Genomic DNA, 26,849 nt, shown 5'->3' with positions numbered 1-26,849 from the left:
ACCCTACCTCAATCCCCCGCCTCCAGGCCTCAACGATCATGGCTTCTGTTACTACCAATTTTCCTGCTGATACATCCTCGTCATCGACGACATCTGAGCAGGGCCGGACGGCTTATGGTGTGCTCGCCGCACTCGGTTCACTGAAGATGACCGTGGTGCTGTTTGCGTTGTCCATTGTGTTGGTTCTGGTCGGGACGTTGGCGCAGGACCAGATGAACATGCAGGAGGTGAAAGAGCGATACTTCCTGTCGTGGATTGCACCGCTGCATATCGACGATTTTTTCCCGCAAGCGTTCTATCGTCATGACACGCCGATTCCCGGTGTGATCCCGTTTACGGGTGGAGCTCTGATCGGGTTGCTGTTGATGGTCAACTTGATCGCAGCGAAGATTACTCGGTTTCGATTGCAGGCGACCGGTGGACGACTCGCCGCAGGGCTCGCGTTTCTCGCATTGGGGATCGGGATCGCAGCGATGGTTGTCTTTCTCGGACACAACGATGACGGGTTGCAGGGCACGCCGCCTAAGTGGCTCGGTTACGAGCGTTTATGGGCTTTGATCATGGCGACCTTGGCCGTTGGCGCGGTCGCCTGTGGCGTCGCCGCATCGAGTGCCCGCACGATCGTCTTTCGACGACTCGGTTACATCACGGCAGCGTTGCTCGCGATCGCCGTAATCGCTTCGTTGGTGACGGGTTTTCGAATTGGTGATCCCGGTTTGCGAATCGTTTGGCAATTGGCCAAGGGGCTCGGCGCGGGGCTGGTGATGCTACTCGGGTGCCAGATCGCGTTTGGCAAACAAGGCGGGAACGTGTTGTTGCACCTCGGCGTCGGGCTGTTGATGGTCGGCCAGTTTGCGTTTGGCGACCGGCAGACCGAACAACGACTCAGTTTGGTCGAAGGCCAATCGACGAATACTTTTGTCAATCTCGATCAAGTCGAGTTGCAACTGATTCGCACCGAAGATGAGGTGCAAACCGTCACCGCAATCCCGTCACAGCGATTGGTGGATGCGGCTAATCGTGAGGCCGTGATCAGCGATCCGGCGCTGCCGGTGGACGTGCGAGTGATCGAGTTTTTTGAAAACTCCTCGCTCGTGGATGTGAAGGAAGACAATCCCGCGACGCAGGGCGTTGGACTCGAAGTGGCTGCGGCGCCGCGCGACAAGTCCGGTGGTGCGAAGATGGAAATGAACACACCTTCGGCCTACATCGAACTGATCAACTCGGCCACAAAGGAATCCCTGGGGACCTTTCTCGTCAGCCACTCCTTGAATGATCGTGCGATCTTGGTTCCCGACGGCAAGAGCAAGGACATTATGGATTCGGTCACGGTCGATGACGCGACCTATGAATTCGGTTTGCGTCTGCATCGTGAAGTGAAACCGTATTGGGTGCAACTCGATGATGTTCGCCGCGTGAACTGGAGCGGGTCGGACACGCCTCGTGATTACTCATCGTTCATTCGCATCGTCGATGAAGAGACTGGCGATGACCGGAAGGAACGCGTCTGGATGAACAATCCGTTGCGTTACCGAGGCGAAACATTTTATCAGTCCAATTACACCGAGTTGCCAGGCGGGAAAGAGCTGACCGGGATCCAGGTTGTGCGTAACTCCGGTTGGTTGATTCCGTACGTTGCTTGCAGCATCACGGCATTGGGGATGCTCGTCCACTTTTGGGGAACACTGACCCGATTCATCGCTCGTCGAAAACGTGAGACGAGTGGCAGCGCGGCGTCGCCGATGGAAGCCGATCCGTTCGGACGATTTAGCGAAGAGGAACTCTCGGGTGTGCCACGCGATGCCGAATTGAAACGTGTGGTCAAGGAGGATCGTCCGTCGTGGCCGATCGTGTTGTGGGTTTCCGCTGTTGTATTGGGGGTCGTGTATTTATTGCTGCCCGCCTCATCGATGCAGAATTTGCGGCGTCCGACTGAACGCGACGCGAAGTTTGATTTTGCCGCCGCGGGAAAAATCCCGGTGCAGTTTGGTGGCCGCGTCATGCCTCTCGACGCCTACGCACGGCAAACTCTCAAAGCGATGACGAACAAGGATTCGTTGCCGGTCACTGGTGCCCCATCGAAGATCCAAGAGCGGGTGAAAACTCGCAAAATGCCCGCGGTTCAGTGGTTGATGGAAGTCGCCACTGACAGTGAAGAGATTCGCCGGTTGCCGATGTTTCGAATTGACGCCGAAGAAATTCGTGCCGAACTCGACCTCGAACGACGCGAGAGCAAACTGTATTCGCTGCAAGACATTGGCGATAATCTCGAACGATTCACCACGTTGGTGCGGGAGGCCGGTGCGAAAGATACCCGCGAGCAAGATTTCAAGGACAAGAAGCTGATCGAGCTCGATTTGCGGACGCGGCAGTACACTCTTGCCGCGGCGGCATTCCGACTGCCGATTCCTGACGCGATCCCCGCGGACTTTTTCCCCGAAGGAACGAGCGAGCAGACCCGTCAGCTCTTTGCACTTCGCCGACTCGAAGAACGAATGAACAGTCTGGCAAGTATGAAGGCCCCATCGCTGATTCCGCCAGGCCAAGAGGCTGCTAGTTCGACGGTGAATCAGCCGAAGTGGATACCGTTTGCTCCGGCGTTCTTTGACATGGCAAAGAACGGCTTGGACGAAGACGAAACGCCCGCCGGCATTCGCACGTTTAGCGAGATGATTCGTTCGTATGGGAATGAAGACGCGGCAGCCTTCAACGCGGCCGTTGACAAGCATCTCGCGAGCGTGCAGTCGTATCCGATTGTCGGTTACGATCATACCGCCGTTTCGTTGGAACGTTGGATCGGCGGTGCCAGTCCCACGAATGTTGCGATTGTCATTTACACGCTCGCATTCGTGCTCGGGCTGATCGCGATGGCGATCGATGCTCCTCGTCTTAACACGGCGGTGTGGGGGACGATTGCCGTGGCGTTCATCGTGCATACGATTGTGATCGGGGCACGGGTTTACATCACTGGACGGGCTCCGGTGATCAATCTCTATTCGTCGGCGATCTTTGTCGGCTGGGCTGCGGCGTTGTTTGGATTAGTCGTCGAACGGATTTTCCGTTACGGGACTGGTAACCTGCTCGCCGCGTTTGCCGGGTTCATGACCCTGCAGGTGGCCGACTATATCACGCTGCCGGTCGGTCAAGCAGAAACGATGGGTGTGTTGCAGGCCGTGCTCGACACGCAGTTCTGGTTGTCGACGCACGTGATCACGGTTGCCCTCGGATACGTCGCCACGTTGGTTTCGGGAATGCTCGGCATCGGTTACCTGATTTCGGGTTGGATCGGTGCGAGCGATCGAGCGAAACGCGACTTGTACCGCGTCATCTACGGGGCGTCGTGTTTTGGGATCCTGTTCAGTTTTGTCGGCACGGTGCTCGGCGGCCTGTGGGCAGACGACTCGTGGGGACGTTTCTGGGGTTGGGATCCGAAGGAGAACGGTGCTCTGCTGATCGTGATTTGGAACGCGCTAATGTTGCACGCCCGTTGGGACGGGATGGTGAAGGCGAAGGGATTTGCGATTCTTGCGATTGGTGGCAACATCATCACCGCGTGGAGCTGGTTCGGAACGAACGAACTCGGGATCGGGCTGCATAGCTATGGATTCACCGAAGGCATGCTCAAGGCGTTGGCTCTGTTTTTCGCCGTGCAGCTGGCCTTTATCGTCGCTGGCGTTTTCGTTCCCAGTCGCAATTCGAAGGGTGTGCTCCCTGAATGAGCCTCGTGATTTGGGGAGCCGACCGCGGTTGAGTGGCAGCTGAGTCGGCGACGCGGTCAGGCACTTGTTCGAGAGTGGCGGCTTTCGATCCCTAATAGGCGGCTTTCGGTGGTGGTCGGGGCATGGTGCGTCGATTTCCATCGCCGAACGCTCACTACCCGGTGGAGCGTGGGCGTGTTCAGATTTCCATGATTCGGGTTGGATTGCCCGTCTGGTGAAATGCCCGTCCATGCGTGTAGAATATGACGACACAGGAATGGTCGCCTGGCAATGTTTGTGAGGCGACTGCAGCATGACGCCGCTATCAACCGGATCGTCTCACGCAAACTCGTTTTATCCGCCGGAGCCCTCTGCCGTGAAAAAAGTCGAAGCCATCGTTCGCCACTTTAAGCTCGAAGACGTTAAAAACGCACTTACTGAGCAAGGCATCCACGGCATGACCGTTAGCGAAGTACGCGGTTTTGGTCGTCAAAAAGGGCATACGGAAATCTATCGCGGCACCGAATATGCCATCGATTTCGTGCCGAAAGTCAAGATCGAGGTCGTTTGCACGAGCGACAATTTGCAAACCGTGATCGACACGATTTTGCAAACCGCCCAGACCGGCCAGATCGGTGACGGGAAAATCTTCGTCACCAACCTGGAAGACTCCGTCCGGATCCGGACGGGCGAACGGGGCGAAGAGGCCCTCTAAAAACCCAATGGCTCGTTTTCGAGTAGATTGGTAGGCTCGCTATTCTCCCCCCGAGCACCCGGAATTCACGCTGTCCGATCAAAAAACTGTGGCTAAGTCAATCACTTTAGCCTCATCAGCTCTGAGATATAGAGATCAACTTTCCGAAGGAAGATCTCGAGTCGAGTCACGATTTCGAACCGGGTTGCCTAGTTTCCAGACCGCGACGGCACTTAGCGATCTGTACGATCAGATCGTTAGTTCTGTGTTTGAGGAAGCGCTCCAGCACGCTCTTACCGGCGGTGCCAAAAGCCTGCACACCGAAAAATTGGCGCTGGTTGCCCACGGGGGGTACGGGCGGCGGGATATTTCACCGTACAGTGATGCCGACCTGATGTTATTAACGCCGCGGGGTAGTGCGTCGTGTGCTGCGCCCGTCGCTGGTGCCCTGGTCCGCGATTTGACTGATGCGAGCTTGGACGTGGGGTTCTCGGTGCGAACGCCTGCGGAAGCCTGTTCGCTGGCGTGGACGGATCCCAAGATTTATACGTCGTTGACTGAGTCGCGATTGTTGTGCGGTGACGAGACGACCTTTCGAAAGTTTCATGAATCGTTTCGCACTGGTGCGAAACGACGTTGGAAAACGTTGAATCAGAACGCAATCCAAACGCGCCGCGAGGAGCGGCGGAAATGGGGCGAGACGATCTATCTGTTGCGTCCCAATGTCAAACGTTCCCGGGGCGGATTGCGTGACATTCAGTTGGTGCGTTGGCTCGGCTTCGCCACGCACGGGGAAACCGATTTGGCGCAACTGTTTAGTCTTGGCGCGTTGTCGAGTGATGACCTCGAAACGCTGCGGCGTGCCCACGGTTTCATGTTGCGTCTGCGTCACGAGTTGCACTTCCGAGCGAAGCGTAGCCAAGACGTGTTGGACCGACCGACGCAGATGGAGATCGCCCGCGATTGGGGGTATCGCGGTGAACTCGGGGTGCTGCCGGTCGAGGAGTTCATGCAGGACTATTTCGAGCACACGCGTGGCGTGCGTTATGTCTCGGCTTTTTTTGATGACGATCACCGCGCCCGTTCGCGTACCGCGATGGCGCTCGAACGTGTGTTGTCACGGCGGATCGACGATAAGATCCGCATGGGGCCGACTCATATCTGGGTGATCCCTAAGCGGCTCGATGCGTTTGCGACCTGTTTGCCTGATGTATTGCGACTGATGCAGTTTGCCAATGAAAATCGCAGGCGAATCGCGCACCCGACGTGGCAGGCGATTCGGACGGCGATGCAGAATCGGCGACTGAGTCCGCCCGATCCACAGAGCGTGCAGAGTTTCCTGGCGCTGCTGAGTCAGCCCGGGCGGTTGGCGTCATTGCTCAGGCGGTTGCATGAATTGCGGGTGATCGAGCAACTGATTCCGGCGATGCGGCGGTGCCGAGGGCTTTTGCAGTTCAACGCCTACCATCAATTTACGGTGGATGCCCACTGTCTCCGGGCCGTGCAAGCGGCCACCGAGTTTGAGGACGAAGAAACTGCGATGGGGCGACGATATCGCCGCATCAAAGACAAGACGCTGCTGCATTTGGCATTGTTGATTCACGATCTCGGCAAGGGGTACGACGAAGATCACAGCGAGGTGGGACGTCGGATCGCGGGCGATGTTGCCGATGCCCTCGAGCTCGAAGCCAACCAGAAAGAAACGCTGCAGTGGTTGATTCACAAGCACCTGCTGATGAACACCGTTGCGTTTCGGCATGATCTCAACGATCCCGATGTCGTGCATGATTTTGCTGCCGAAGTCGGTTCGGTCGGACGCTTGGAATTGTTGCTCGTTCATAGCGTGGCGGATCTGATCGCTGTCGGACCCGACGTGCTCAGCGATTGGAAGATGAAACTGATCGAGGATCTGTATCTTCGAACGCGTCGGTATTTTGAAACCGGTAACTTGCCCGGCGAAAACGATCCTGAACTGGATTTGCATCGCACCGAAATCGTCAGTTTGATCGAAGCGGCGGGTGGTAGTCGATCTGTCGTTGATCTGGTTAGTGAGTTGCCGTTGTCGCTGTTGCGGCATCGCGCGAGTGATGAGATCGCAAACGAGCTTATTCAGGTTGGTAAGTGGCTCGGCGAGGAGAAGGGGTGTTACTGCGCCGGTGTGATCGAGCCCGATGGCAGTGCGGTGCGTTACAACGTAGTTGTTCGCCAGGGTGATCGTCGCGTCGGTACGTTTGCCCGGATTACGGGGGCGCTCTTTGCGTGTGGGTTGACGATTTTTCGCGCGAACATCGAAACCGTCGGCGAGGATCTGTTGTGGGACTCATTCTGGGTGAGTGATCCCGACTTTGCCGACCAACCCCCGGTGGATCGGATCCAAAAGGTTTGCAAGGTGATCCGCAAAGCGATCGACGAACCGGAGTCCACCCTGCCGGCGGCACGACGGGTTTGGAAGACCAAGGGAAGTGACGAACCCGAAGTCGTGCACCTGTTGCCGACGAAAATCATTTTCGACAACGACACATTTGATCATCAAACCATTCTGTCGCTTTTCACCTATGACCGACTGGGATTGTTGGCTGAAATCGGAATGGTCTTGTTCGCGAACGACGTGTCGATTCAGTTTGCCAAAATCGATACGCATTTGGATCAGATAGCCGACGTGTTTTACATCACCGATGCCGCCGGCCAGCCGATCATTGACGAGGCGTACCAGAATCAAATCCGCGAGGCGATTCTCGAGGTGATCAACAAGAGCACGAAGTCTTCATAGTTGGCGGCACAAGCGACTGAGCAAAAGCATCTGCTGTCGTCGCCATGTTTTTCAATCGGACGCGTGTGTTTGGTCTATCATCATCGATCCAGATGATGGATCACCGTTTCGATTTTCTTTGAGTGAGAGCTAGCATGAGAGTGAGCTGCCCGGCGGGCTGGTGTGTTGTCGTCGTCTCGATGGTTTCAATGTTCGGGTTGTGGGGGATGGCCAATGCGGACGACGAGCAAACGCCTCGTCGATGGCAACCGTTGATCACCGAAGGCTTACCAACCGCCCGGCATGAAGCCGCTTTCGTGGAGTGCGGAGGTCGCTTTTATCTGTTAGGCGGGCGGCGTCTCAACCCGGTCGATATCTTTGACCCGGAAACCAATACATGGACGCAGGGTGCGAAGCCTCCGATCGAAATCCATCACTTTCAACCGGTGGTGTGGGAGCATCGCATCTGGCTCGCCGGCGCGATGACGGGACGGTACCCGCATGAGACTCCGATTGATCGGATTCTGATCTATGATCCGAGGACCGACGAGTGGTCATGGGGCAGCGACATCCCCACGGACCGTCGACGCGGAGGCGCGGGTGCGGTCATTCACGATGGTGGCTTGTATTTGGTGTGTGGGATTCGCAATGGCCACTGGGATGGCTGGGTGAATTGGTTGGATCGGTTTGATCTCGCGACCAAACAGTGGCAGCAGTTGCCGGATGCGCCACGCGTTCGGGATCACTTTCAAGCCGCTGTGGTCGATGGAAAGCTGTACGCCGCGGGCGGTCGTAAAACATCCGGGATCAGCAAAGAGGTGTTTTCGTTGACGATCCCCGAAGTCGATGTTTTTGACATTTCGACGGGGACTTGGTCAACGCTCCCTGAGGAGGGCAATTTGCCAACTCCTCGGGCGGGATGTTTTGCGATGTCGCTTGAAGGGAAGCTCTTGATCGCGGGCGGTGAAAGCAGCACGCAGAAGCAGGCGTATTCTGAAATCGAGTCGTTTGATCCAGAGTCGATGCAGTGGGAAACCATGTCGACGTTTTCAGTGGGGCGACACGGGACAGGAATCGTTTACTGGGACGGAGCACTGTATACGTGTGCGGGCAGTGGCGGCCGGGGCGGAGGTCCTGAGCTCAACACGACCGAGACGCTGCGTTTGAAAAAATGAGCTGCTTCCGACGCTGCCGTTAACGTTTCAGTACTCTGGAATGAATCGAGCACGTCCGCTGCAGCGCAGAAAAAAAGCCGGGGAAGTCGCCCGGCTTGTCGGTATTTGCAATCCGTTGATCGCAAGGTGCTGGCTCGGTCAGGACACGTTTAGGTCTTTACCGAAACCGTTCGCAGTTGCAATTCATTGAGTTGGTCTGCGTCGACGGCACCAGGAGCTTGTGTCATCAGGTCGGCAGCTCTCTGTGTTTTGGGGAACGCGATGACTTCGCGGATGTTCTCCAAGCCGGCGAACAGCATGACCCAGCGGTCGACCCCGAGGGCGATCCCGCCGTGCGGTGGGGCACCGAAACGCAGTGCGTCGAGCAGGAAGCCGAATCGGTCTTTTGCGGTGGCTTCGTCCATGCCGAGAAGTTCGAAGACTTGCGATTGCACTTTGCTGTCGTGAATTCGAATCGTGCCACCACCCGCTTCACTTCCGTTGATGACCAAGTCATAGGCTTGAGCACGACATTTTTCAGGTGAATCAACCAAGTATGGCAGGTCTTCGGCGAGCGGTGCGGTGAACGGGTGGTGCATCGCGACATAACGGCCGCTCTCTTCGTCGCGTTCGAACATCGGGAACTCGGTCACCCAACTGCAGTTGAGTTCGCCGGGCGAGTAGAGCTTCATCTCCACTGCGAGGCGTTTGCGAAGACCTGAGAGGCCTTTGCACGTGACTTCCCAAGTATCGGCAAGGAACATCAGCAGGTCGCCGGGCTCACCGCCGAGCAGTTCCCGGATTTCCTCGAGATGTTCCGGTTCGAAATTCTTGGCGATCGGACTCCACAGGGTTTTGTCGTCTTCGACACGGAACCACGCGAGGCCTTTGGCACCGAAATCTTGTTGAACGTAGGCGGTCAGTTCGTCAATTTGGCGTCGGGAATACTGCGTGGCTGCACCGGGAACGCGGATCCCGCGAACAAAGTTTCCGGCGTCTGCGGTTCCCCGGAAAACGCGGAATTCGGTTTTTGCCGCGACGGGCGTCACGTCAACGATTTCGAGACCGAATCGCAAGTCGGGTGCATCGCTACCGAAGCGTCGCATGGCTTCGGCGTATGTCATCCGCGGCAACGGTAATTTGATGTCTTTGCCGAGCACCTGTTTGGCGGTTCGGGCGACGAGTCCATCGATCAACGCCATGATGTCGTCGGCGTCAATGAACGACATCTCGAGGTCAAGCTGCGTGAATTCAGGTTGGCGGTCCGCTCGCAGGTCTTCGTCACGGAAGCACTTCGCGACTTGCACGTAACGATCAAAGCCGGCGACCATCAGGATCTGTTTGTAGAGCTGAGGCGATTGCGGGAGGGCGTAAAAATGACCCGGGTGCACGCGGCTGGGCACGAGGTAATCGCGAGCTCCCTCGGGCGTGCTGCGTCCCAGGATCGGGGTTTCGACGTCAATGAAGTCGTGTTCGGCGAAGTAATCTCGCATGCATTTGATGATTTGGCTGCGGCGGATCAATGCTTGCTGCATTTCTTTCCGACGCAAATCGAGATAACGGTACTTCAAACGCAGGTCTTCACCGGGCAGATCGGATTGGCCGGGGGTGAACGGTGGCGTTTGGGCGGCGGAGAGGATTTCGAAATGCTCGCTGCGGACTTCGATTTCGCCGGTCGCGAGTTTGGTGTTCGTCTTGCCTTCGAGACGATCGGCAACGAGGCCACGGATCAGCACCACGCTCTCGTTAGGTACGTGTCCGGCGGCGTCGATCAGTTCCGCGCTCGCTTCGGGCGGTCCCACGACGACTTGTGTCAGTCCGTAGCGGTCTCGCAGGTCGATGAATACCGCACCGCCGTGGTCGCGTTTGTTTTCGACCCAGCCACAGAGGGTGACAGGTGAACCGACGTCGGATTTACGGAGTTGGCCGCAGGTGTGGGTACGGAGCACAGGAGGGGAACCAAAGGCGATGTGAAAAGGAACTGGAATTGCCGACGCGTAAGATAAACGCTGGCGTATAAACCGCAACGGGCTGCATGATTGAGGGTGAGAAACAACCGTGACGGGCCGTTCGCAGTGCAAGAGTGGCGGGCGGCCCGGTGAAGGTTCGCCCGCCGGCAATGGTTCCGGCACTCGCCGCAGTGAAGCGTCTCAGTGAAACGGCGAGCGGAACGACTAATTGCGTTTTTTGTTAGGCTTGGGCCGTTTTCGGTCTCGGGGCAGTGGTGCGGCAGGCTCTTCCGGATTCATCCGTTGCCGCAGGCGATCCGCCCACGATTCTCCGCCGCCACTGCCGGTCGGCGAGTTGACCGGTTTTTTGGGTGTGACCAACTCACCACCGGGGCCTTTTCCGTCGCCTCCACCGCCGCCGCGATGGTTGACCTTCCCTTCCAGGACGGCTTTGTCGAAGTGTGGCGACTTGGGCAGTGTTTTCTTGACCAGGATTCGCTCTCCGATGCCCCAGATACTGCTCGTGATGAAGTAGATGCACAGGCCAGCGGGGACTCGGAAGAAGAACAGACCCATGATAAGCGTCATGTAGCTCATCATCTTTTGCGTCATCGCGGTCTGTTCGTCAGTCGCAGGCGGCATGAACAGTTTTTGTTGCGCCAAGAACAATCCCATCACGATGACGGGCAGGATGTTGAAGTACGGGCCGAGCCAACCGGTGCCCCGGCCGGCCATGTAGTCCCACATCCAGTCGCCCCAGTAATACAACATGTCGGGGGCGGCGAGGTTGGATGCCCATGTGGTCCAGGACGCGAACGCGGCTTGTCGAAGTTCGATGTCGACCGACAGGGTGCGGTAGAGCCCGATGAAGATCGGCAATTGCAAGAACATCGGAAGGCAACCTGACATCGGGTTAAAGCCGACTCGCTGTTGCAGTTCTCGTTGGGCGCGAACCCGGCCCTCCATGTCGTCTTTGTACTGCTCCGAAATCTTCTTGAGCTCTGGTGCGAGCTCTTGCATTCGCTGTGCATTGACGGCAGCTTTACGAGACAACGGGAACATGGCTCCGCGGACGATCACGGTCAGCAAGAAAATTGCGAGCGCGTAATTGCCGACACCGGAAAGCACGTGGAGTAGCCTTCCGAGCAGTTTGGCTGGCCAGGAGAACCAACCGTAGTAGATGCAGTCTTCAAGGCCGTAATGTGCGAACAGATCGGGTTGTTTGGGGCCGGCGAACAAACGCAGGCTCTGTTTCAGACTTGAGCCTGCTGGGACCTCGACGACGGCGCTATCGAGATAGAACGTCGTATTGACGGCACGTTCTTTGTTTTTGGGGATCGCGTCGGGGTCAGCCGCCAAAGATGCGATCGCGCGGCGGTACGTGTTGAGCGTTTCTTTGCCTTCTTGGGGCAAGTAAGCGACTGTGAAATACTGCGCGTCGATGCCGATATAAGACAGATCGCGTTCGGGAGCCTGTGAGTCGGGGGCAAACAGGTTCTGATCGTCGGGGGTCGTTTCGTTACGTGCCCGTTTGAGAAGCCCGTAACCCGAAACGAGTTCATGACCCTCAGCTGTGGTTTGGTAAACGAGATCGCGAGCCGCCGAGCCACCCCAGTTCGGGCTGATCTTGTTGCTGTACCACCAGCCCTCGAGGGTCACGCCGTTGATGCCTTCGAGTCGGTAGGCGAGCTCTTGCGCCTCCTCGGCGCGGTTGTCGATTTGGACATCCATGTCGAGTACGAAACTGCCCGGCGTTAACGTGTAAGAACGTTGCAGTCCGATCGCATGGCCACCGACGGCTTGCATTTCTTTTTCGCTGAGTTGGACTTCAAACGACAGCGTTTGGGCTTTGCCCGAATCGGCGGCGTTCTCGCCTTCTTCGTTAATGTTCCAAATCAGCCGGGTGGGGTCGGTTAAGGAAGCGATTGTTCGTTCGCCGGGAGCGATCTCACGTCGGCCTACCTTGCTGACGGTGAGCAACGATGACAGACGCGACAGGTTGCCAGCGATTTGGTCATCGCCTGCGGTATCGGCCAAGCGAACGAGGTCGAGCGGGTGTTCGGTGAGCGTGACGTCAAACTGAACGATCGAGCCTTGTCCGCGAATCACGTCGAGCGTGACCAGGTCGTCAGGCTTGGTTCCGTCGAGCCAGTTCTCCAGCATCACAATGTTGCTGACCGTGACTCCGTTGATCGCTACGATTTTGTCGCCGGGTTTCAAACCGTTTGGGACGTTCGCGGCTTTTGAAACGGCGTTGTCGATGGGCGTTCCTGGGCCGACGACATTCACGACGACGCCGTCGGTGGTCGCCGTCGCGTCAGCCGCGAGATAGCCCATGTATCCGCTGCGGACGTCCACGCGTCGGTATTTCAGACGTCCATTTTTCTTGCGTTCGGTGACTTCGATGCGTTCGATACCCGCGCCCCGGCTGTTAAGCGTGACGAGCATCAGGTGGCCGCTGGCCGGGTCCATCGATCCGAGCGTCCGCCACTGCGGAGACTCGGGGCGGGTGATCGGTTCGTCGGTGTCTTCGCCGTCCGAAGCGGTCTCGATGGCATCCGAGGAAGCGATGTCGATTTCCGCGGGTTCGACCTCGGCTACCGCATCCGGCTCAGGCGGAAGTGCAATCGGCTGCGGAGGGACAAACATTGTCCGCAACGACATGTAGATAAGGAAAAACGCGGTGGAGGCGAGTAGGAATGAAGAAAAGCGACGATCCACGAAATTATTGGCCGATCGAGATGGGCGGACGGTGGGCGCCAATCGGCCCCTGGAGGCACTGTTGGCGAAACCCGCATTCTTGCCGCTGGGGAGATTTTTGAAAAGGCAAACCGGCAGAAGAACCGAAGATTGCTGCGAATCAGGCGGTTAATGGCAACGGCGTGTTGCAGAGTTCCTCGCCATATTGGCTCAAATCTTCTGCGGACACGCCCGCTTCGCTACGATCGAGGATGACCCAAGGGCGTGCTTTGCGAATGACGCCCTTTTCAAGAAACTCGCCGAAAATTCGCAGGTCGAGCCGGTTGCCGCTCGAGCGGTCTTTCGTGAATGGGGCATCGTGGGGGCCGAGCAAGACGATGAGTTGGCCTGAATCGTCGCTGGGGCGGGCGACCGAGGCGGAAACGTCAGGCGGCAGGTCTGCGGCGAGGAGATTGGCGGTGCAACCAACAGCGGTCAGTTCGAGCGAAGGATCCGTGTCCAGAAGCGATGTTTGGATTGAAAAAGTCGGTTCCCAAATGATCCGAGTTGCCGTGGCGTGTACGACCCGGATCGAGAGGCGGAGGCAGTATTTCCCCGATTCCTGAGGGTAATCAATCTTCCACGAATCGCCGCAAACGTACTGTTCGCCCGCACTCGGAAGTGCATCAGGGCCGACATTCGCGACCCTGAGGTGCAGCGAATGATCCACGTCGCCGAGCGAGATGCCCGAGTCGCCGCCAAGGGCGTGACACGTCCAGTTGGTGCCCTCGGCTGGCCAAATTCCGATCAATTTCGGTTGGCTTGGGGGCGTTGGATCTGCGATCGTGTTTTGGATCTGCCACATGGGTACGTGAACTCGGTCAATAGGACGGGGGGCACTCTGCCGCGTTATTAGTTGATCATAACGGCAGTGGGCCCTCGGGAGGAGTTAGGGCGTCAACCGGAGTCCGTTTTCCTCAATCACGTACGGGACGATGGACTCGTCGCAGGCACTTCCCCGATGTTTGGAAATGTAGATTGCGCGGCCCATTCGATTGCCATCGCGGATTTTGCCCATCAGGATAATCGTGTTGGCATTGGATAGCAGGTCGCCGCTCTCGATCCGTCGCGTGATCAGGTCGTCGAGCATGACCTCGTGGCTCGTGGCGAGCAGCAACCCGCCGATCGATTCGTGATCGTACGCCTGGGCGGCGACCCGCTCGGCATTCTCGCGATAATGAACACGAAACAAGTCACGTGCGAGCCAGTCGTATTCCTTACGAATGATCTGCTGATAAACGTATTCAAACAGTTCGAACTGGATCGACTCCGCGGCCCGGTCGACCGGTTCGATGCCGTCGATGACCGCGCGGCGGACACCATGAATGAAGTTGCCGTAGAAAAAGGCGATCGCCTGATCAAGTTTTTTGATCTGTTCGCTCTTCCAAAGACGCCATTCATCGGCGTCCATGTCTGCTGACGTGACGCGTCGTCCGGCATCCTCAAAGAGATGCATCGCATCGCGGCGAGCGAGGCTGCGGTCCCAAACGTGTTCGGCGGCAAGGCGTTGGGTGGCGTCCGCCGGGTTGAGGTCCCAGTCAAAGAGTCGCTGGGCGTAGTCGCGGTGATTTTGGGAGTCGCCTCGAGAAGTCAGATCGAAAAAGATCCCGCGTTCGCCTTCCTGCGCAGCACCCTGATTGGCGAAGCTAATTCCGAGTTGGGTTTTGCCGATGCCCGTGGCGCCGAGCACGACGGCGAGTTTTCCAGGCAGCAGTCCCCCGCCCAACATGTCGTCGAGCGCGGGGATGCCTGTTTTCAATCGATCTGTCATCAAGTCTAGCTGGCCGAGTATTCGGCGCCGAAGAACTCTTTGCTGCCGTCGACGTCAGCCTTGATGGTGCGCGAACCTTCTTGCCAGTTTGCAGGGCAAACTTCGCCGTTGGTTTCGAAGAACTGAAGTGCCTTCACCATCCGGAGTGCTTCGTCAACGCTGCGGCCGAGTGGCAAGTCGTTGACGACTTGATGACGCACGACGCCGTTCTTATCGATCAGGAACAACCCACGCAATGCAACGCCACCGTCGAGCAGCACGTCGTAGTCACGCGAGATTTGTTTGTTCAGGTCGGCGACGAGCGGGTATTCGGTTTTGCCGATACCGCCTTGGTTGCGCGGGGTGTTGGTCCATGCCAAGTGCGAGAAATGGCTGTCTACCGAAACACCGATGATGTTCACGCCGAGGGCTTCGAATTCCTTGGCGCGGTCGCTGAAAGCGATGATTTCGGTCGGGCAAACGAACGTGAAGTCCAACGGCCAGAAGAACAGCAAGACGTACTTGCCCTTGTAATCGCTGAGCGAGAAGTCGTCTTTGAATGTGCCGTCGGGCATGACGGCGGTGGCGGTGAAATCAGGGGCTTGTTGAGTGACCAAAACGCTCATTGTCTATCTCTTTGTAAAGTCTCTTGAAGGGATGGTTTTGTAACGGACGAGTTCGTCTGCCGTGAGGCGATCAATCTCGAAGGTTCGTATCGAAAACTTGGACCGAGTCCCAGTTGTCTTTTTGCTGTTCGATGAATTTCAGGTGCCGCTCAGCGACTTGATATTTGTCATGCGAGGCCTGATCGACAAACACGACGTGCAAGGCGACGTCGTAGTCTGCGTTGACCGGGCGGTCGTATCGCGGCTCTCGTTGCCCGATGGCGAAGTCCAAAATACCTTCGTGGCCCGTCAAGTATTCTTCGCAGGCGTCGAGTAGTTTCGTGACGGATGCTTCGTCGCGTTTTTTGAGTTTAAAGAAAACTTGATGAGCGAGTCGGGGCATGATTTTTGGTATCGGTGGGGGGAGTGTGGGGAAGTGCGGTCGGGCGCGAGTGTCACCTGCGGTCGCCGGGCCCAAACTTTAACGACTCGGTCGGCCCGACCCAACCGGGGAAGGTGGCCGGCGAGGCGTGTAGGTGCAGCAGTCGGCGGGACAGACATCGTGCCATGGGCCGAGGTCGCCGATGGCGGGTTTTTCGTCGCTGAGGCCGAGGCGTTCGGCGACGAGCCCGCGAATCATTGACACGAACTCAGGATGCGTTCCGGCACTCGCCGCACGCGCCATTTGAATGCCGCGTTCTTGGCACAACGCCGCAGCTTCTTCGTCCAAGTCGAACAGGACTTCCATGTGGTCACTGACAAAACCGATCGGCAGAATGACCAGCGAGGAGAGTTTGTTCTCATCGTCGAGTTTTGAGATCGCGTCGAGCACATCGGGTTCGAGCCAAGGTTGGTTCGGCGGGCCGCTGCGGCTTTGATAGACGAGGTCCCAGTCGGTGGCTCCGCACGCGGCGGCGACCAAACGGCTGGCTTCGCGAAGTTGTTTTTCGTAATCGCAGTTGTCTGCCATGCTCATCGGGATGCTGTGCGCGGTGAACAGCACTTTGGTTTCTCCCGGAGTGACGCCAATCGACGAGGCCGCTTTCGCGATGTTGTCTGCCATCGTGGCGACGAATCCGGGATGGTTGAAACCCATGCGGACCTTTTCCACGATCGGCGCGCCTTCACCGACCTCTTCACGAGCGGCCGCGATGTCTTCGCGGTATTGGCGGCAGCCGCTGTAGCAACTGAACATGCTGGTGAAGAACGCGAGTGAACGCTGGCAACCGTCGGCTTTCATTTGACGCAGCGTTTCGGAAAAATACGGCGTCCAGTTGCGATTGCCCCAGTACACAGGCAGGTCAATTCCGGCGGCCTCGAATTCCGTTTTGATGGCGGCTAACAGTTCTCGGTTGTGCTGGTTGATCGGGCTCACGCCATCGAAGTGCGCGTAGTGTTCGGCGACTTCGAGCATCCGCTCGCGAGGGACGTTTTTGCCACGCAGCACGTTTTCCAGAAACGGCATCACGTCGTCTTGCCCTTCGGGGCCGCCGAACGAGACGAGCAAAAAGGAGTCATAGGGGGGGAGGTCTGACATCTTAGACCCCGTCTCCGGTTCCGGCGTCATCGCCATCGAGGTCCGCCTCGGTAATGATTCGGAAGCCCTTTTCGTGCAACGTTTTCATCGCCATGTCGATCCCCTCGACCATGATCGCGACGGCGGGTTTGCCGTGGGGGCGAACGATCAGAGGATAGGCCTGGATGATGTTCAGTTCCGCTTGCAGCAACGCCGTGCAAACTCGCAACAAAGGTTGCGGGCCTTCGGGGAGTTCAACTCCGATCAGATCGGTTTCGATGATCGCGAGCCCGGAGCGTTCAAGGATCTCGCGACCACGGTCCGCGTCGCTGATTAAAAATCGAACGAACGCACATTCGGCGGCGTCGTTGATCGACAGGGCAACGATTCGGATCCCAGTGCCCTCAAATCGGCGAACGACTTCGAGGAGTTGGCCAACCCGGTTCTCAAGAAAAATGGTGAACTGACGGATCGCGGGAAATTCTCGACCCCTCATCGTCGCGTAAGGGGTATTCACTTCGGAACCAAAGCTCATGCGTCCGTTCTCGTTAATAAGGCGGCGGGCAAAATCTGTACGGGAGTGTAGCGAGAGGCGGTTTTTTCGGCAAACTGGGTAATTGCCAAGACGGGGGGAGTTGCCTCATCGAGAAAGCGAGGGCTCCTGCGTCCCCCTAAGGGTGCGTTTCGTAGCGTTCCCGAAATTCGGCTTCGGTCAGAATTTCGACGCCGAGGCTCTCGGCCTTGTCACGTTTGCTACCGGCTTTCTCGCCCGCGATCACAAAGTCGGTTTTCTTGCTGACGCTACCGGCGGCGCGGCCGCCGAGGGCCTCGATCCTCGCTTTGATTTCATCCCGGGTGTAGTGTTCGAGCGTTCCCGTCGCGACGATGTTTTTACCGGCCAAAGGCAATGCCTCGGCGTCGACCTCCGTCTCCGTCGGTTCAGGTTCGGCGAGCACCACGCCGACCGCTTCCAGATCGGCGAGTGTTTGCTCTCCCGTCTCGCTTTGAATGAAGCCGACAAGACTCTCGGCGATCCGGTCACCGATTTCGTGGATCGAAGCGATCTCTTCCGCGGTGGCTTGCTTCAGTAGTTCAATGTTCCAGAACTTGGCCGTGATCAATTTTGCTACGCGGGGGCCGACGTGTCGGATGCTGATCGAGGACAGAAGTTTAGCCAGCCCGCGAGTTCGACTGGCTTCGATCCCGGCGACTAGGTTCTCCGCGTTCTTGCGGCCGAATTGGACGTCGATCATTTCGTCGCCTTTCCCTTTGCGTTGTCGCGGCCAAGTCAAATCGGCCAGGGTGTCGACGTCGAGTCGATAGAGATCGGCAAACGAGCGGACGAGTTGTTTTTGCAGTAACAGGTCGACAACTTCTTCGCCGAGTCCGTCAATGTCCATTCCCGCGCGACTGCCGAAGTAAACCAAGCGTTGGCGTAATTGGGCGGGGCATTGTGGGTTGGTGCAGCGGATGTAGACGCCACCCTCATCTCGCGTCAGCGGTTCGCCGCACTCGGGGCATTCGGTCGGAAATTCGAACCGGGGCAATTCGGTGGTCCTGGCGTGTTTTTCCACGCGGACGACCTTGGGAATGATTTTGCCAGCTTTTTCCACCACAACGAGGTCGCCGACCCGCACGTCGAGACGCTCGATTTCGTCGACGTTGTGCAGCGAGGCTCGCGAGACCGTGGTGCCCGCGATTTCCACGGGCGAAAGATAGGCGACCGGTGTGATCGTGCCCGCTTTGCCGACTTGCACCTCGATCGCCTCGAGTTTTGTGGTGGCTTCATAGCGTTCGAACTTGTACGCGATGACCCACCGCGGGCTCTTGCTGCGAATACCGAGTTTTTCACGTTGGGAATACGAGTCGACCTTGAACACAATGCCGTCGACTTCAAACGGCAGGTCAGGCATTTCCACTTCGAGTTTGGCGACCGCTTCGAGTGCCTCGTCGATCGAACGCAGCGGCGTGGCGTCAGGTGTGCAGGGAACGCCGACCGAACTGACCCACTTGAGAAACGACATGTGATCGGTTGCCTGGACGCCTTCGAGTTCGCCGTTTCCGTGGCAGAAGAATCGTAGTTTTCGCTCGGCAGCGATTTTGGGGTCGAGCAAGCGGATCGTGCCTGCGGTCACGTTGCGGGTGTTTTTGTAGGGTTCGGCACCGGCGGCGGCCTGTCTCACGTTGAGATCCGCCAGGTCCGCTTCGGTCATGTAGATTTCACCGCGCAGTTCCGCGACCGCTGGAGGGTTTTCGCAGTGCAGCGTCAGCGGCAGGTCGCGAATCGTTTTGACATTATGCGTGATGTCATCGCCGACGACGCCGTTGCCTCGGGTCAGCGCGAGAGCGAGTCGCCCGTTTTCGTAACGGATCGATCCGGCGACTCCATCGATTTTGTACTCCATCACCCAATGAACTTGTTCGTTTTCCTCAAGTGATCCTTCGAGCGATTTCTCGATCCGTAGCATCGCCGCCTTGAGTTCCTCGCGACTGTACGTGTTGTCGATCGACAGCATCGGGACTTTGTGGGGCACCTGGACCAAATGGTCCACGACATCGCCACCGACACGTTGGGTGGGCGAGTCAGGCGACGCGAACTTCGGGTGCTCCTTCTCGAGACGGACTAGCTCGTCCATCAATTGGTCATACTGCAGGTCCGTGATTTCAGGCGCGGCCTCCTGGTAGTACAGCCGGTCGTGGTGTCGGATCTGTTGGGCGAGTTCGTTAATTCGTTGTTGGGGGTCTGCAGCCGCCATCGCCACTCCGGTACGTGATTTGCGAAAAGATTGGTTTGCGAACGAGATGGATTGTTCGAGTTGATATTTGTTCACTGAAGCGGGTGTGGATATCGGTGAACTCCCCGAATTCTAGGCGAGTGACCGCTCGAAAACGCCCCCACGTCCGAACTCATTGGAGGACCATTTTCCACCCATGGGTGTACAGCCGATCGGTTCTAAATGGTTCAGAGAGCAATGTTTGGGAAAGAATATCCAAAATGTGGGGAACGCCTGAGTCCGTGATGCCGCCGCTAGGGGGGCTTAAGGGGCCATAACGCTTTTCCTAACCCATGCAATCCGATTCGCTGTCTGTCCCAGACGATCGTAACGCTAGTATGATGCAGCTTAAGACGTTTCACTTCCTTCAAAGGAGATCGAATTCGAGTCCATTGAGATGATTCTTATCGTCTCAACGGGTTCCTCAATCACCCGCCCGGTCCGCCCTTCGCAGTACTGTGATGGTCGAGATTGCCCCGCAGTTTTGGCACGAGAGTTTTATTCGTAATCCCTCTCACGCCTTGCCTGGAACTAACCGATTGCCCCACTAGCACGCAAGTGCCGGCTAGGTGTGGATTTCAAGGCCCGGTTTTGAGATTTGGCAGCGCGGCGCCAAGCTTGGTGGTAGGGTTTAACTGACACCGGAACCCAACAGGACAACAGCGGTAAATCGTTGTCGACGATTGAGAAATCGTCTGCAATCTGGTTGATGCAAGTTGTCTTGAATGAATGACTCAAGGAGCGATCTTTCAATGCTGATGCGACAACCGTGCCCCGACCTTCAATTTGCCTACGCGCTTCCCTTCGGCGCCACGCCATCGGCAACCGGAACTCAGTTTTCGGTTTTCAGCCGCTCGGCGACGGAGATGCGATTGTTGCTCTACAACAAAGTCAACGATCGAGAGCCTGCGCAGGTCATCGACTTCGACCGCGATACAGATCGTTGGGGTGATATCTGGAGTTTAAATGTTCCTGGGCTCGAACCGGGGCAGCTTTATCACTTCCAAGCCTCGGGACCCTGGGAACCCGAAAACGGGCACCGTTTTGACGCGTCAGCGCGTTTGATCGACCCCTATGCTCAGGCGCTCGCGGGCACGTACCAGACCGGAAAGGATGGCCTCGTGCGCCCGCCCAAGTGTGTGGTCGTTGATCACTCGTTTGATTGGGAAGGTGACCGTCACCTGCGTCGCGACATGAGCGAGACGGTGATCTATGAAATGCACGTGCGAGGTTTCACCAAGAGTCGGACGGCGAAGGTCAAGGCCGGCGGCAGCTACCTCGGCGTGATCGAGAAGATCCCTTATCTGAAATCGCTCGGCATCACCGCCGTGGAACTGATGCCGGTGCACGAGTTCCCGATCCGTGATCCACACGGCAAGAAAATTACCCGCCCCAACTATTGGGGTTACGACCCGATGGCGTTCTTTGCGCCGCACCGTGGGTACGCCCATAGTAGCGCCCCGGGGGCGCAGGTGGTTGAATTCAAGCAGATGGTCAAGGCGCTTCACGCGGCAGGCATCGAAGTGATTCTCGACGTCGTCTTCAACCACACCTGCGAAGGCAACGAGAACGGTCCGACGCTCTCGTTCAAGGGTCTCGAAAATCAAGTCTATTACATCCTCAGTGAAGGTCAGCATTACTGTAACTACAGCGGTTGCGGTAACACGATCAATGGCAACCACCCCGTTGTCCGTGAGATGATTTTCCATTGTCTGCGTCACTGGGTGCACAACTATCACATCGACGGTTTCCGTTTCGATTTGGCGAGTATTTTGAGTCGTGACCGGTCCGGTAATCTGGTGCCCAACCCACCGATGGTCGAATTGATCGCCGAAGATCCGATGCTCGCCGACACGAAGATCATCGCTGAAGCGTGGGATGCCGCCGGCGCCTATCAGGTCGGCAGTTTCGGCAACCACCGTTGGGCGGAATGGAACGGGCGGTACCGTGACGATGCACGCGGTTTTTGGCGTGGTGACGGCGGTACGCTGGGGCCTTTGGCGACCCGTTTGGCGGGCAGCAGTGACCTCTACGAACATGCCGGACGGCCTCCGTTCTGCAGCATTAACTTCATCACCAGCCACGACGGCTTCACGATGAACGATTTGGTTTCGTACAAGGACAAGCACAACGACGCCAACGGCGAAAACAACAACGACGGCGACAACCACAACATCAGTGATAACTATGGTGTGGAGGGTCCGACTCGCAAGAAATGCATCTCGACGATTCGCGGCCAGCAAGTTCGAAACATGTTGGCGACGTTGTTGGTCAGCCAAGGGGTTCCGATGATCGTCAGCGGTGACGAGGTTCGTCGAACGCAAAAGGGCAACAACAATGCGTATTGCCAAGACAACGACATCTCATGGTTCGATTGGAGGCTCGTTGACAAGAACGCTGACTTGATGCGTTTCGTCAGTGGGTTGATTCAATTCCGTAAGAACCAGCCAACGATCCGTCGTAAGGAATACCTGACCGGTCGTCCCGTTGACGGTCGAAAGATTCCTGACGTGTCCTGGTACGGTGCCGACGGCAGTCCGCTGCACTGGGATCAAGGTGCCTTGGCGATGACCGCGTACATTGCCGCACCGAGTCGTTTGGACGATCCCGAAGGTCTTGGTCGTGACTTGGTGATGATGTTCAACAGCACGGGCGACAACCTCGAGTTCGAATTGCCTTCCATCGGCCGCGGCGCGATTTGGAATCTGTTCGTTGATACGTCGGCCCCGTCGCCGAATGATATCTATCCCGAAGTCGACGGCCCCGTTGCTCCGAGCAATCGTATCATCGAGGTCGGGCGGCATTCGCTGAAGATTTTCGTTTGCAACGCCTCGTTGAGCTAGCGTCGGTCGCCCTGTTGGTCGTCGATGGAGTCCGTTCACGCTCCGTCGACGCGTCGCAACGAACATCGCATTGATTTGTCGGATAGGTCAGGTTTCGCCTGGCCTATTTTTGTAGAACACCGCAATCCAAACGGTGAGTGTTTCCGTGGCTGTCCATTCCACACGGTGCCGTCGGTGTGCGTTGATCATGACATGATCACCGCTTCTGAGATGGAGGATCGTGTCATCATCTTCGAAGCGTAGTTTGGCTTCTCCTGAGATCAACGCGACCCATTCGTGTTCGTCTTGGTCGTACCAGAATCCCGGTGGGCTGGACTGTCCCGTTGAAACGATCCGCTCGATGCGTACGCCGTGTCCGTGTTGGATTGTTTGGACGGTTTCTTCGTCAGCGGAGTTGACGATCGCTGATAGGAGGTTGTCGCGGAAAAGTTCGTCCATGATGAACAGCGTTGCTGAGGGAATGGTGTGGGGTCGTGCAGTCTGTTGGGCACGGTCTGGGTTCGGTTGGTGATTATCTAGTGCGTCAACGAAAAAAAGCCCGGACCGCCATAAGGCAATCCGGGCTTCGGTTCGAGTTTCGCTATTGTCAGCGAAGATTAGACGTTGGCAGGGATCTTTGCCGTGCGAACCGTTGCGATAATCGCGCTGGCGACCATGTATGGGTCGGCGTTGGACGCTGGGCGACGATCTTCGAGCCATCCCTTCCAGCCGTGCTCGACGGTGAAGATCGGAATCCGGATCGAAGCCCCACGGTCGGAGATGCCGTAGCTGAACTTGTCGATCGATTGAGTTTCGTGCAGACCGGTCAGGCGTTGATCGTTGTCGGCACCGTAAACGTCGATGTGCTCGGCGATACGTGGTTCGAACGCTTGGCAGACCGCTTCGTAGACTTCTTTGCTGCCGCAGGTTCGCAGGAGCGTGTTGGAGAAGTTGGCGTGCATGCCGCTGCCGTTCCAGTCGCCTTTGACTGGTTTGCAGTGATAGTTGATGACCATGCCGTATTTTTCAGCGGTGCGGTCGAGCAAGTAGCGGGCAACCCAGACTTCGTCACCGGCGCGGCAAGCGCCCTTGGCGAAGATTTGGAATTCCCACTGGCCCATCATGACTTCGGCGTTGATGCCTTCGACGTTCAGGCCGGCTTCCAAGCAGAGTTCGAGGTGCTCTTCGACGATTTCACGTCCAACAGCTTTGCCTGCGCCGACGCTGCAGTAGTAAGGGCCTTGAGGGGCTGGGAAGCCTTCGGCTGGGAAGCCGATTGGGCGGTTGGTTTGAGGATCGAAGATCGTGTATTCCTGCTCGAAACCGAACCAGAAATCATCGTCTTCGTCTTTGATCGTTGCGCGGCCGTTGCTGCGGTGTGGCGTGCCGTCAGCGTTGAGCACTTCGCACATCACGAGGAAACCCGTGCCGGAGCGATCAGGATCGGGGCAGCAAAAAACTGGTTTGAGCAAGCAATCGCTAGCACCGCCGGGGGCTTGTTGGGTCGACGAACCATCGAACGACCACTGGGGTGCGTCTTCAAAATTGCCGCTGAAATCTTCGACAATTCTGGTTTTGCTACGCATGCTCTGGGTCGGCTGGTAGCCGTCGAGCCAGATGTACTCCAACTTGCACTTAGTCATCTACGGGAGTCTCCTCAGACTAGTAGAGGCCTGCGAATCGTTCTGAAACGCCGTGGCCTGAAAATGAAACTTCGGACAAAAAACGGTCTACCCAACCGCACGCGTGTGTGTGTTCTGCCCATGCGACGAAGCGAGCTTTTTAGCTGTTCATCGTGACACTCCATAAAATAGCCGAATTCCTCTCGCGCTCCAGTGGTGAAATTGAAATCGGTTTCGGTGGGACCATGAATTTGCCGCGAATTTCACCCGATTCACCTCTCGTCGTCGGGCAATTGGGCGGATGGTTTGGGGGGCGAAAACCCGCTGTAAGCTCTTTGGGGAGGGGAACTCTCCTCAATGGTTTTCATGCCGCCGCGGGCAAGGATCGGAGCCCGTGCCAAAAAATTGGGCTGAGGTGAGACAAAATGACGCAAATGAATGGTGTGGGTGCGTGCCGACTCCCGCCTCTGACCCCACTTCGCTAAAATGCTGCGTTTTGCGGGAACCAACCCACGTCGCCGTGTCGACTTCGCTCGAGATCGTTGCTGAGGTTTGTTGCCCTTTGTTACCCCCTAAATGGATTAACGGGCGATGATGTCCAACGACCCTCTGAAGTCCGGAAACCACACAGACGGTGTCGGAGTCGCCGGGAACGAACCGGGCGTGGCCGCTCCTAAAAAGAATCGCCGCACTTGTTTGTGGATTGCCGGCATCGTAATCGGCGGCGGGTTGTTTAGCCTGATCGTGTGCTGCGGTGTCGGGTTGTACCTGGTTCAAAATTATGGCTCGTCGATTTTCGAGCCCGTCCGAGGAGAATTGAATCAGTTGGCCGATTTGCGGAGTGAGGTTGGCAACATTGAGTCGCTGAGCATGAACGTGTTTGCGACCGTCGATGAAGGCAAATCCAACCCGGACTTCATGATCCTTGATGGGAAAGCAGAGCAGAGGGACTTTCAGGTTTCCGTCAAAATGACCAACGCCGGCGAGCTGCAGAAGGTGTTCCTCGTCATGCCCGATGGCAGTCGCAAGCCGATCAGTTTGGATAATCGGGTCGGTTCCACGACGGTTGTGCCGTCACCCGATTCGGCAGACGACGACCAAGAGGCAACCGCGGGGGCTGCGGCGACAGATGCGGCAAGTGATGAGACGCTCGACCCGACAGAATTGGAAATCCGTGAGCTCGAATCGGAGCTCGACCTCGACTAACGGGCGATCGAAGACCGCTGGTGAGCCGCTCGGCGTTTGCGAAAGTTCGTATTTCACCTCGCTGCGTTGGTGAGGTGAGGGTGGCAGACGCGGCGGCATCATTGATCCGGCGCGTTGAGTCCGGTATGGTCCCGCCTGCTAGATTGAGCATCTTCCCCAACACACTTGCACAACGAAAAACCACGATGAAAGTTGCAACCTTCGAAACCAACCGCGGTACGATCAAAGTCGAACTGTTCGAAGACAAAGCCCCCAAAACGGTCGGTAACTTCGAAACGCTTTGCGAAAAGAAGTTCTACGACGGGCTGACGTTTCACCGTGTGATTGCTGACTTCATGATCCAAGGCGGTTGCCCGTTGGGAACCGGCACCGGGGGGCCAGGCTACAAGTTCGAAGATGAGTTTGACGCTTCGCTTCGTCACGACGGCCCTGGCGTACTTTCGATGGCCAATGCCGGTCCGAACACCAACGGTTCCCAATTCTTCATCACGCACGTAGCCACGCCGCATCTCGATGACCGGCACACCGTGTTCGGTAAAGTCATTGAAGGTCAAGACGTCGTCGATTCGATTCAAAAGGGCGACGAGATGACCACGGTCCGTGTGACCGAAGAGTAGGCCCTACTGGTCGCACCCGGATTCGCATGTATCGCAGGGCGTGGCCGCCTCGCACGTGTTGCAACCAGGTTCGAGCAATCCGCCTTCGTCACACGTGCGCCAGGTACCGAGAACGTGCGGGCTGGTGTTGCGGCAGCGTGAGCGAGTCTCTTCGGCGTAGCCAGACCATATCGTCGAGTACGAATTCTTGCTGCGGAACATTTGCAGCAGGCTGCTCGGTGGTGGCAATGCCGGACGTTGGTGAGGTCGGCACTCACTGAGTCCCTTGCAGTGGCATGATTGGTTGCAAGGGATCATTTCGCCTCCCCCACCGCAACCGCACGAGAACTTCTTCTTGGCTTGGCCCGAGTCGCATCCGCAGTCTTCGGACGAGGGGGTGTAGTAGGGGTTGATCGTCGGCGTGATGGCTTCATACGTATCGGCAACCGCCACTTCGCTGTCGAGGTCATGCACCACATCGGCATGGTTGGACGTGAGCGTCTTGTCCTTGCTTGGCTTTCCGCTGATATCTTCCTCGGCGAGGCCGGCGCTCGCCGGCGCGAGCGTGAAGCCTTCGGTCGTGTAGTTGCCCGAATCGTAGTTATCCGAATCATGGGATGCTGCTTCCGCCCAGTCTCCGAGTAATGAATCAAGGTCTGCTCGGGCGGCGGGTGCACCGCATGCGGTGGCAATGATGGCGAGAACGACGGAAAGCGAACGTTTCATGATTGATCCTTGGAGATGTCATCCCGATCTGCGGTCGGAGTACCGTTGTTTGGTATCGACGCATTCCGCGGTATCGCAACGCAACAAATCCCAAGGCGGTCACCCGTTCGCCAACCGATGCAACCAGGGAATCGGCGTAATCGGTACGAGCGGTAATTCCTCGCTATTCGGGGGGCGGCGGGGCGGTCCGTAACGGCGCAGTCGATCGACTTAACGGCGAAAGAGACCGTATTTGGCGATGCAGAACAG

General features: G+C 57.2%; 19 protein-coding genes. 7 read left to right on the top strand and 12 right to left on the bottom strand.

What is annotated here, in order from left to right; genetic code table 11:
• The first annotated feature begins 38 nt into the window (after positions 1-38).
• The 4 genes from ccsA to NB063_RS20325 all read left to right on the top strand — a co-directional run bounded on the left by ccsA (position 39) and on the right by NB063_RS20325 (position 8,316).
• Entirely contained in the window at positions 39-3,719 is a 3,681-nt protein-coding gene (gene ccsA, locus NB063_RS20340; RefSeq protein ID WP_250930604.1) for a cytochrome c biogenesis protein, read from the top strand.
• A gap of 355 nt (positions 3,720-4,074) precedes the next feature.
• The gene (locus NB063_RS20335) at positions 4,075-4,413 is read left to right on the top strand and encodes a P-II family nitrogen regulator (protein ID WP_008684605.1); all 339 of its coding nucleotides are present in this window, start codon (positions 4,075-4,077) and stop codon (positions 4,411-4,413) included.
• A gap of 88 nt (positions 4,414-4,501) precedes the next feature.
• Positions 4,502-7,162 (top strand): [protein-PII] uridylyltransferase, encoded by a 2,661-nt coding sequence (gene glnD, locus NB063_RS20330; RefSeq protein ID WP_322975253.1) that lies wholly within the window; start codon positions 4,502-4,504, stop codon positions 7,160-7,162.
• A gap of 134 nt (positions 7,163-7,296) precedes the next feature.
• A complete protein-coding gene (locus tag NB063_RS20325; RefSeq protein ID WP_250930602.1) occupies positions 7,297-8,316 on the top strand; it encodes a Kelch repeat-containing protein in 1,020 nt (339 codons plus the stop codon).
• 149 nt (positions 8,317-8,465) lie between these two features.
• Here NB063_RS20325 and aspS read toward each other — a convergent pair whose 3' ends face one another.
• The 9 genes from aspS to ligA form a co-directional block, all read right to left on the bottom strand.
• A complete protein-coding gene (gene aspS, locus NB063_RS20320; protein WP_250930601.1) occupies positions 8,466-10,244 on the bottom strand; it encodes an aspartate--tRNA ligase in 1,779 nt (592 codons plus the stop codon).
• Positions 10,245-10,469: 225 nt separating this feature from the next.
• Entirely contained in the window at positions 10,470-12,965 is a 2,496-nt protein-coding gene (locus NB063_RS20315; protein WP_250930600.1) for a YidC/Oxa1 family insertase periplasmic-domain containing protein, read from the bottom strand.
• 139 nt (positions 12,966-13,104) lie between these two features.
• Positions 13,105-13,788 (bottom strand): hypothetical protein, encoded by a 684-nt coding sequence (locus NB063_RS20310; RefSeq protein ID WP_250930599.1) that lies wholly within the window; start codon positions 13,786-13,788, stop codon positions 13,105-13,107.
• A gap of 84 nt (positions 13,789-13,872) precedes the next feature.
• On the bottom strand, positions 13,873-14,754 hold the full coding sequence (locus NB063_RS20305; RefSeq protein ID WP_250930598.1) for an RAD55 family ATPase: 882 nt from the start codon (positions 14,752-14,754) through the stop codon (positions 13,873-13,875).
• A gap of 5 nt (positions 14,755-14,759) precedes the next feature.
• Complete coding sequence (locus NB063_RS20300) at positions 14,760-15,359, bottom strand: peroxiredoxin (protein ID WP_250930597.1); 600 nt, start codon at positions 15,357-15,359, stop codon at positions 14,760-14,762.
• A 70-nt stretch (positions 15,360-15,429) separates the two neighbouring features.
• Positions 15,430-15,741, bottom strand: coding sequence for a Dabb family protein (locus NB063_RS20295; RefSeq protein ID WP_250930596.1), 312 nt, complete (start codon positions 15,739-15,741; stop codon positions 15,430-15,432).
• Positions 15,742-15,819: 78 nt separating this feature from the next.
• Entirely contained in the window at positions 15,820-16,875 is a 1,056-nt protein-coding gene (locus NB063_RS20290; protein ID WP_250930595.1) for a ferrochelatase, read from the bottom strand.
• 1 nt (position 16,876) lies between these two features.
• The gene (locus tag NB063_RS20285) at positions 16,877-17,350 is read right to left on the bottom strand and encodes an acetolactate synthase (protein ID WP_407652670.1); all 474 of its coding nucleotides are present in this window, start codon (positions 17,348-17,350) and stop codon (positions 16,877-16,879) included.
• A 175-nt stretch (positions 17,351-17,525) separates the two neighbouring features.
• Positions 17,526-19,610, bottom strand: coding sequence for an NAD-dependent DNA ligase LigA (gene ligA / locus NB063_RS20280; RefSeq protein ID WP_250930660.1), 2,085 nt, complete (start codon positions 19,608-19,610; stop codon positions 17,526-17,528).
• A gap of 770 nt (positions 19,611-20,380) precedes the next feature.
• Between ligA and glgX the strand changes: the two genes are divergently transcribed.
• Positions 20,381-22,471 (top strand): glycogen debranching protein GlgX, encoded by a 2,091-nt coding sequence (gene glgX / locus NB063_RS20275; protein WP_250930593.1) that lies wholly within the window; start codon positions 20,381-20,383, stop codon positions 22,469-22,471.
• An 87-nt stretch (positions 22,472-22,558) separates the two neighbouring features.
• Here glgX and NB063_RS20270 read toward each other — a convergent pair whose 3' ends face one another.
• Together NB063_RS20270 and NB063_RS20265 are read right to left on the bottom strand one after the other, a co-directional pair.
• On the bottom strand, positions 22,559-22,909 hold the full coding sequence (locus NB063_RS20270) for a cupin domain-containing protein (RefSeq protein WP_250930592.1): 351 nt from the start codon (positions 22,907-22,909) through the stop codon (positions 22,559-22,561).
• A gap of 158 nt (positions 22,910-23,067) precedes the next feature.
• On the bottom strand, positions 23,068-24,093 hold the full coding sequence (locus NB063_RS20265; protein ID WP_250930591.1) for a glutamine synthetase beta-grasp domain-containing protein: 1,026 nt from the start codon (positions 24,091-24,093) through the stop codon (positions 23,068-23,070).
• A gap of 570 nt (positions 24,094-24,663) precedes the next feature.
• Here NB063_RS20265 and NB063_RS20260 point away from each other — a divergent pair.
• Positions 24,664-25,278: a hypothetical protein gene (locus tag NB063_RS20260; RefSeq protein ID WP_250930590.1), complete on the top strand. Its 615-nt coding sequence runs from the start codon at positions 24,664-24,666 to the stop codon at positions 25,276-25,278.
• Between the two features lie 185 nt (positions 25,279-25,463).
• The gene (locus NB063_RS20255; RefSeq protein WP_250930589.1) at positions 25,464-25,895 is read left to right on the top strand and encodes a peptidylprolyl isomerase; all 432 of its coding nucleotides are present in this window, start codon (positions 25,464-25,466) and stop codon (positions 25,893-25,895) included.
• A gap of 3 nt (positions 25,896-25,898) precedes the next feature.
• On the opposite strand, the gene NB063_RS20250 is transcribed toward NB063_RS20255, so the two are convergent.
• Positions 25,899-26,600 (bottom strand): hypothetical protein, encoded by a 702-nt coding sequence (locus NB063_RS20250; RefSeq protein ID WP_250930588.1) that lies wholly within the window; start codon positions 26,598-26,600, stop codon positions 25,899-25,901.
• Between the last annotated feature and the right edge of the window lie 249 nt (positions 26,601-26,849).

The organism is Aporhodopirellula aestuarii, assembly GCF_023701485.1.
Lineage (GTDB): Bacteria > Planctomycetota > Planctomycetia > Pirellulales > Pirellulaceae > Rhodopirellula > Rhodopirellula aestuarii.
The sequence above is the reverse complement of the archived record's forward strand: the minus strand, read 5'-3'. Positions and strand labels throughout refer to the sequence as shown.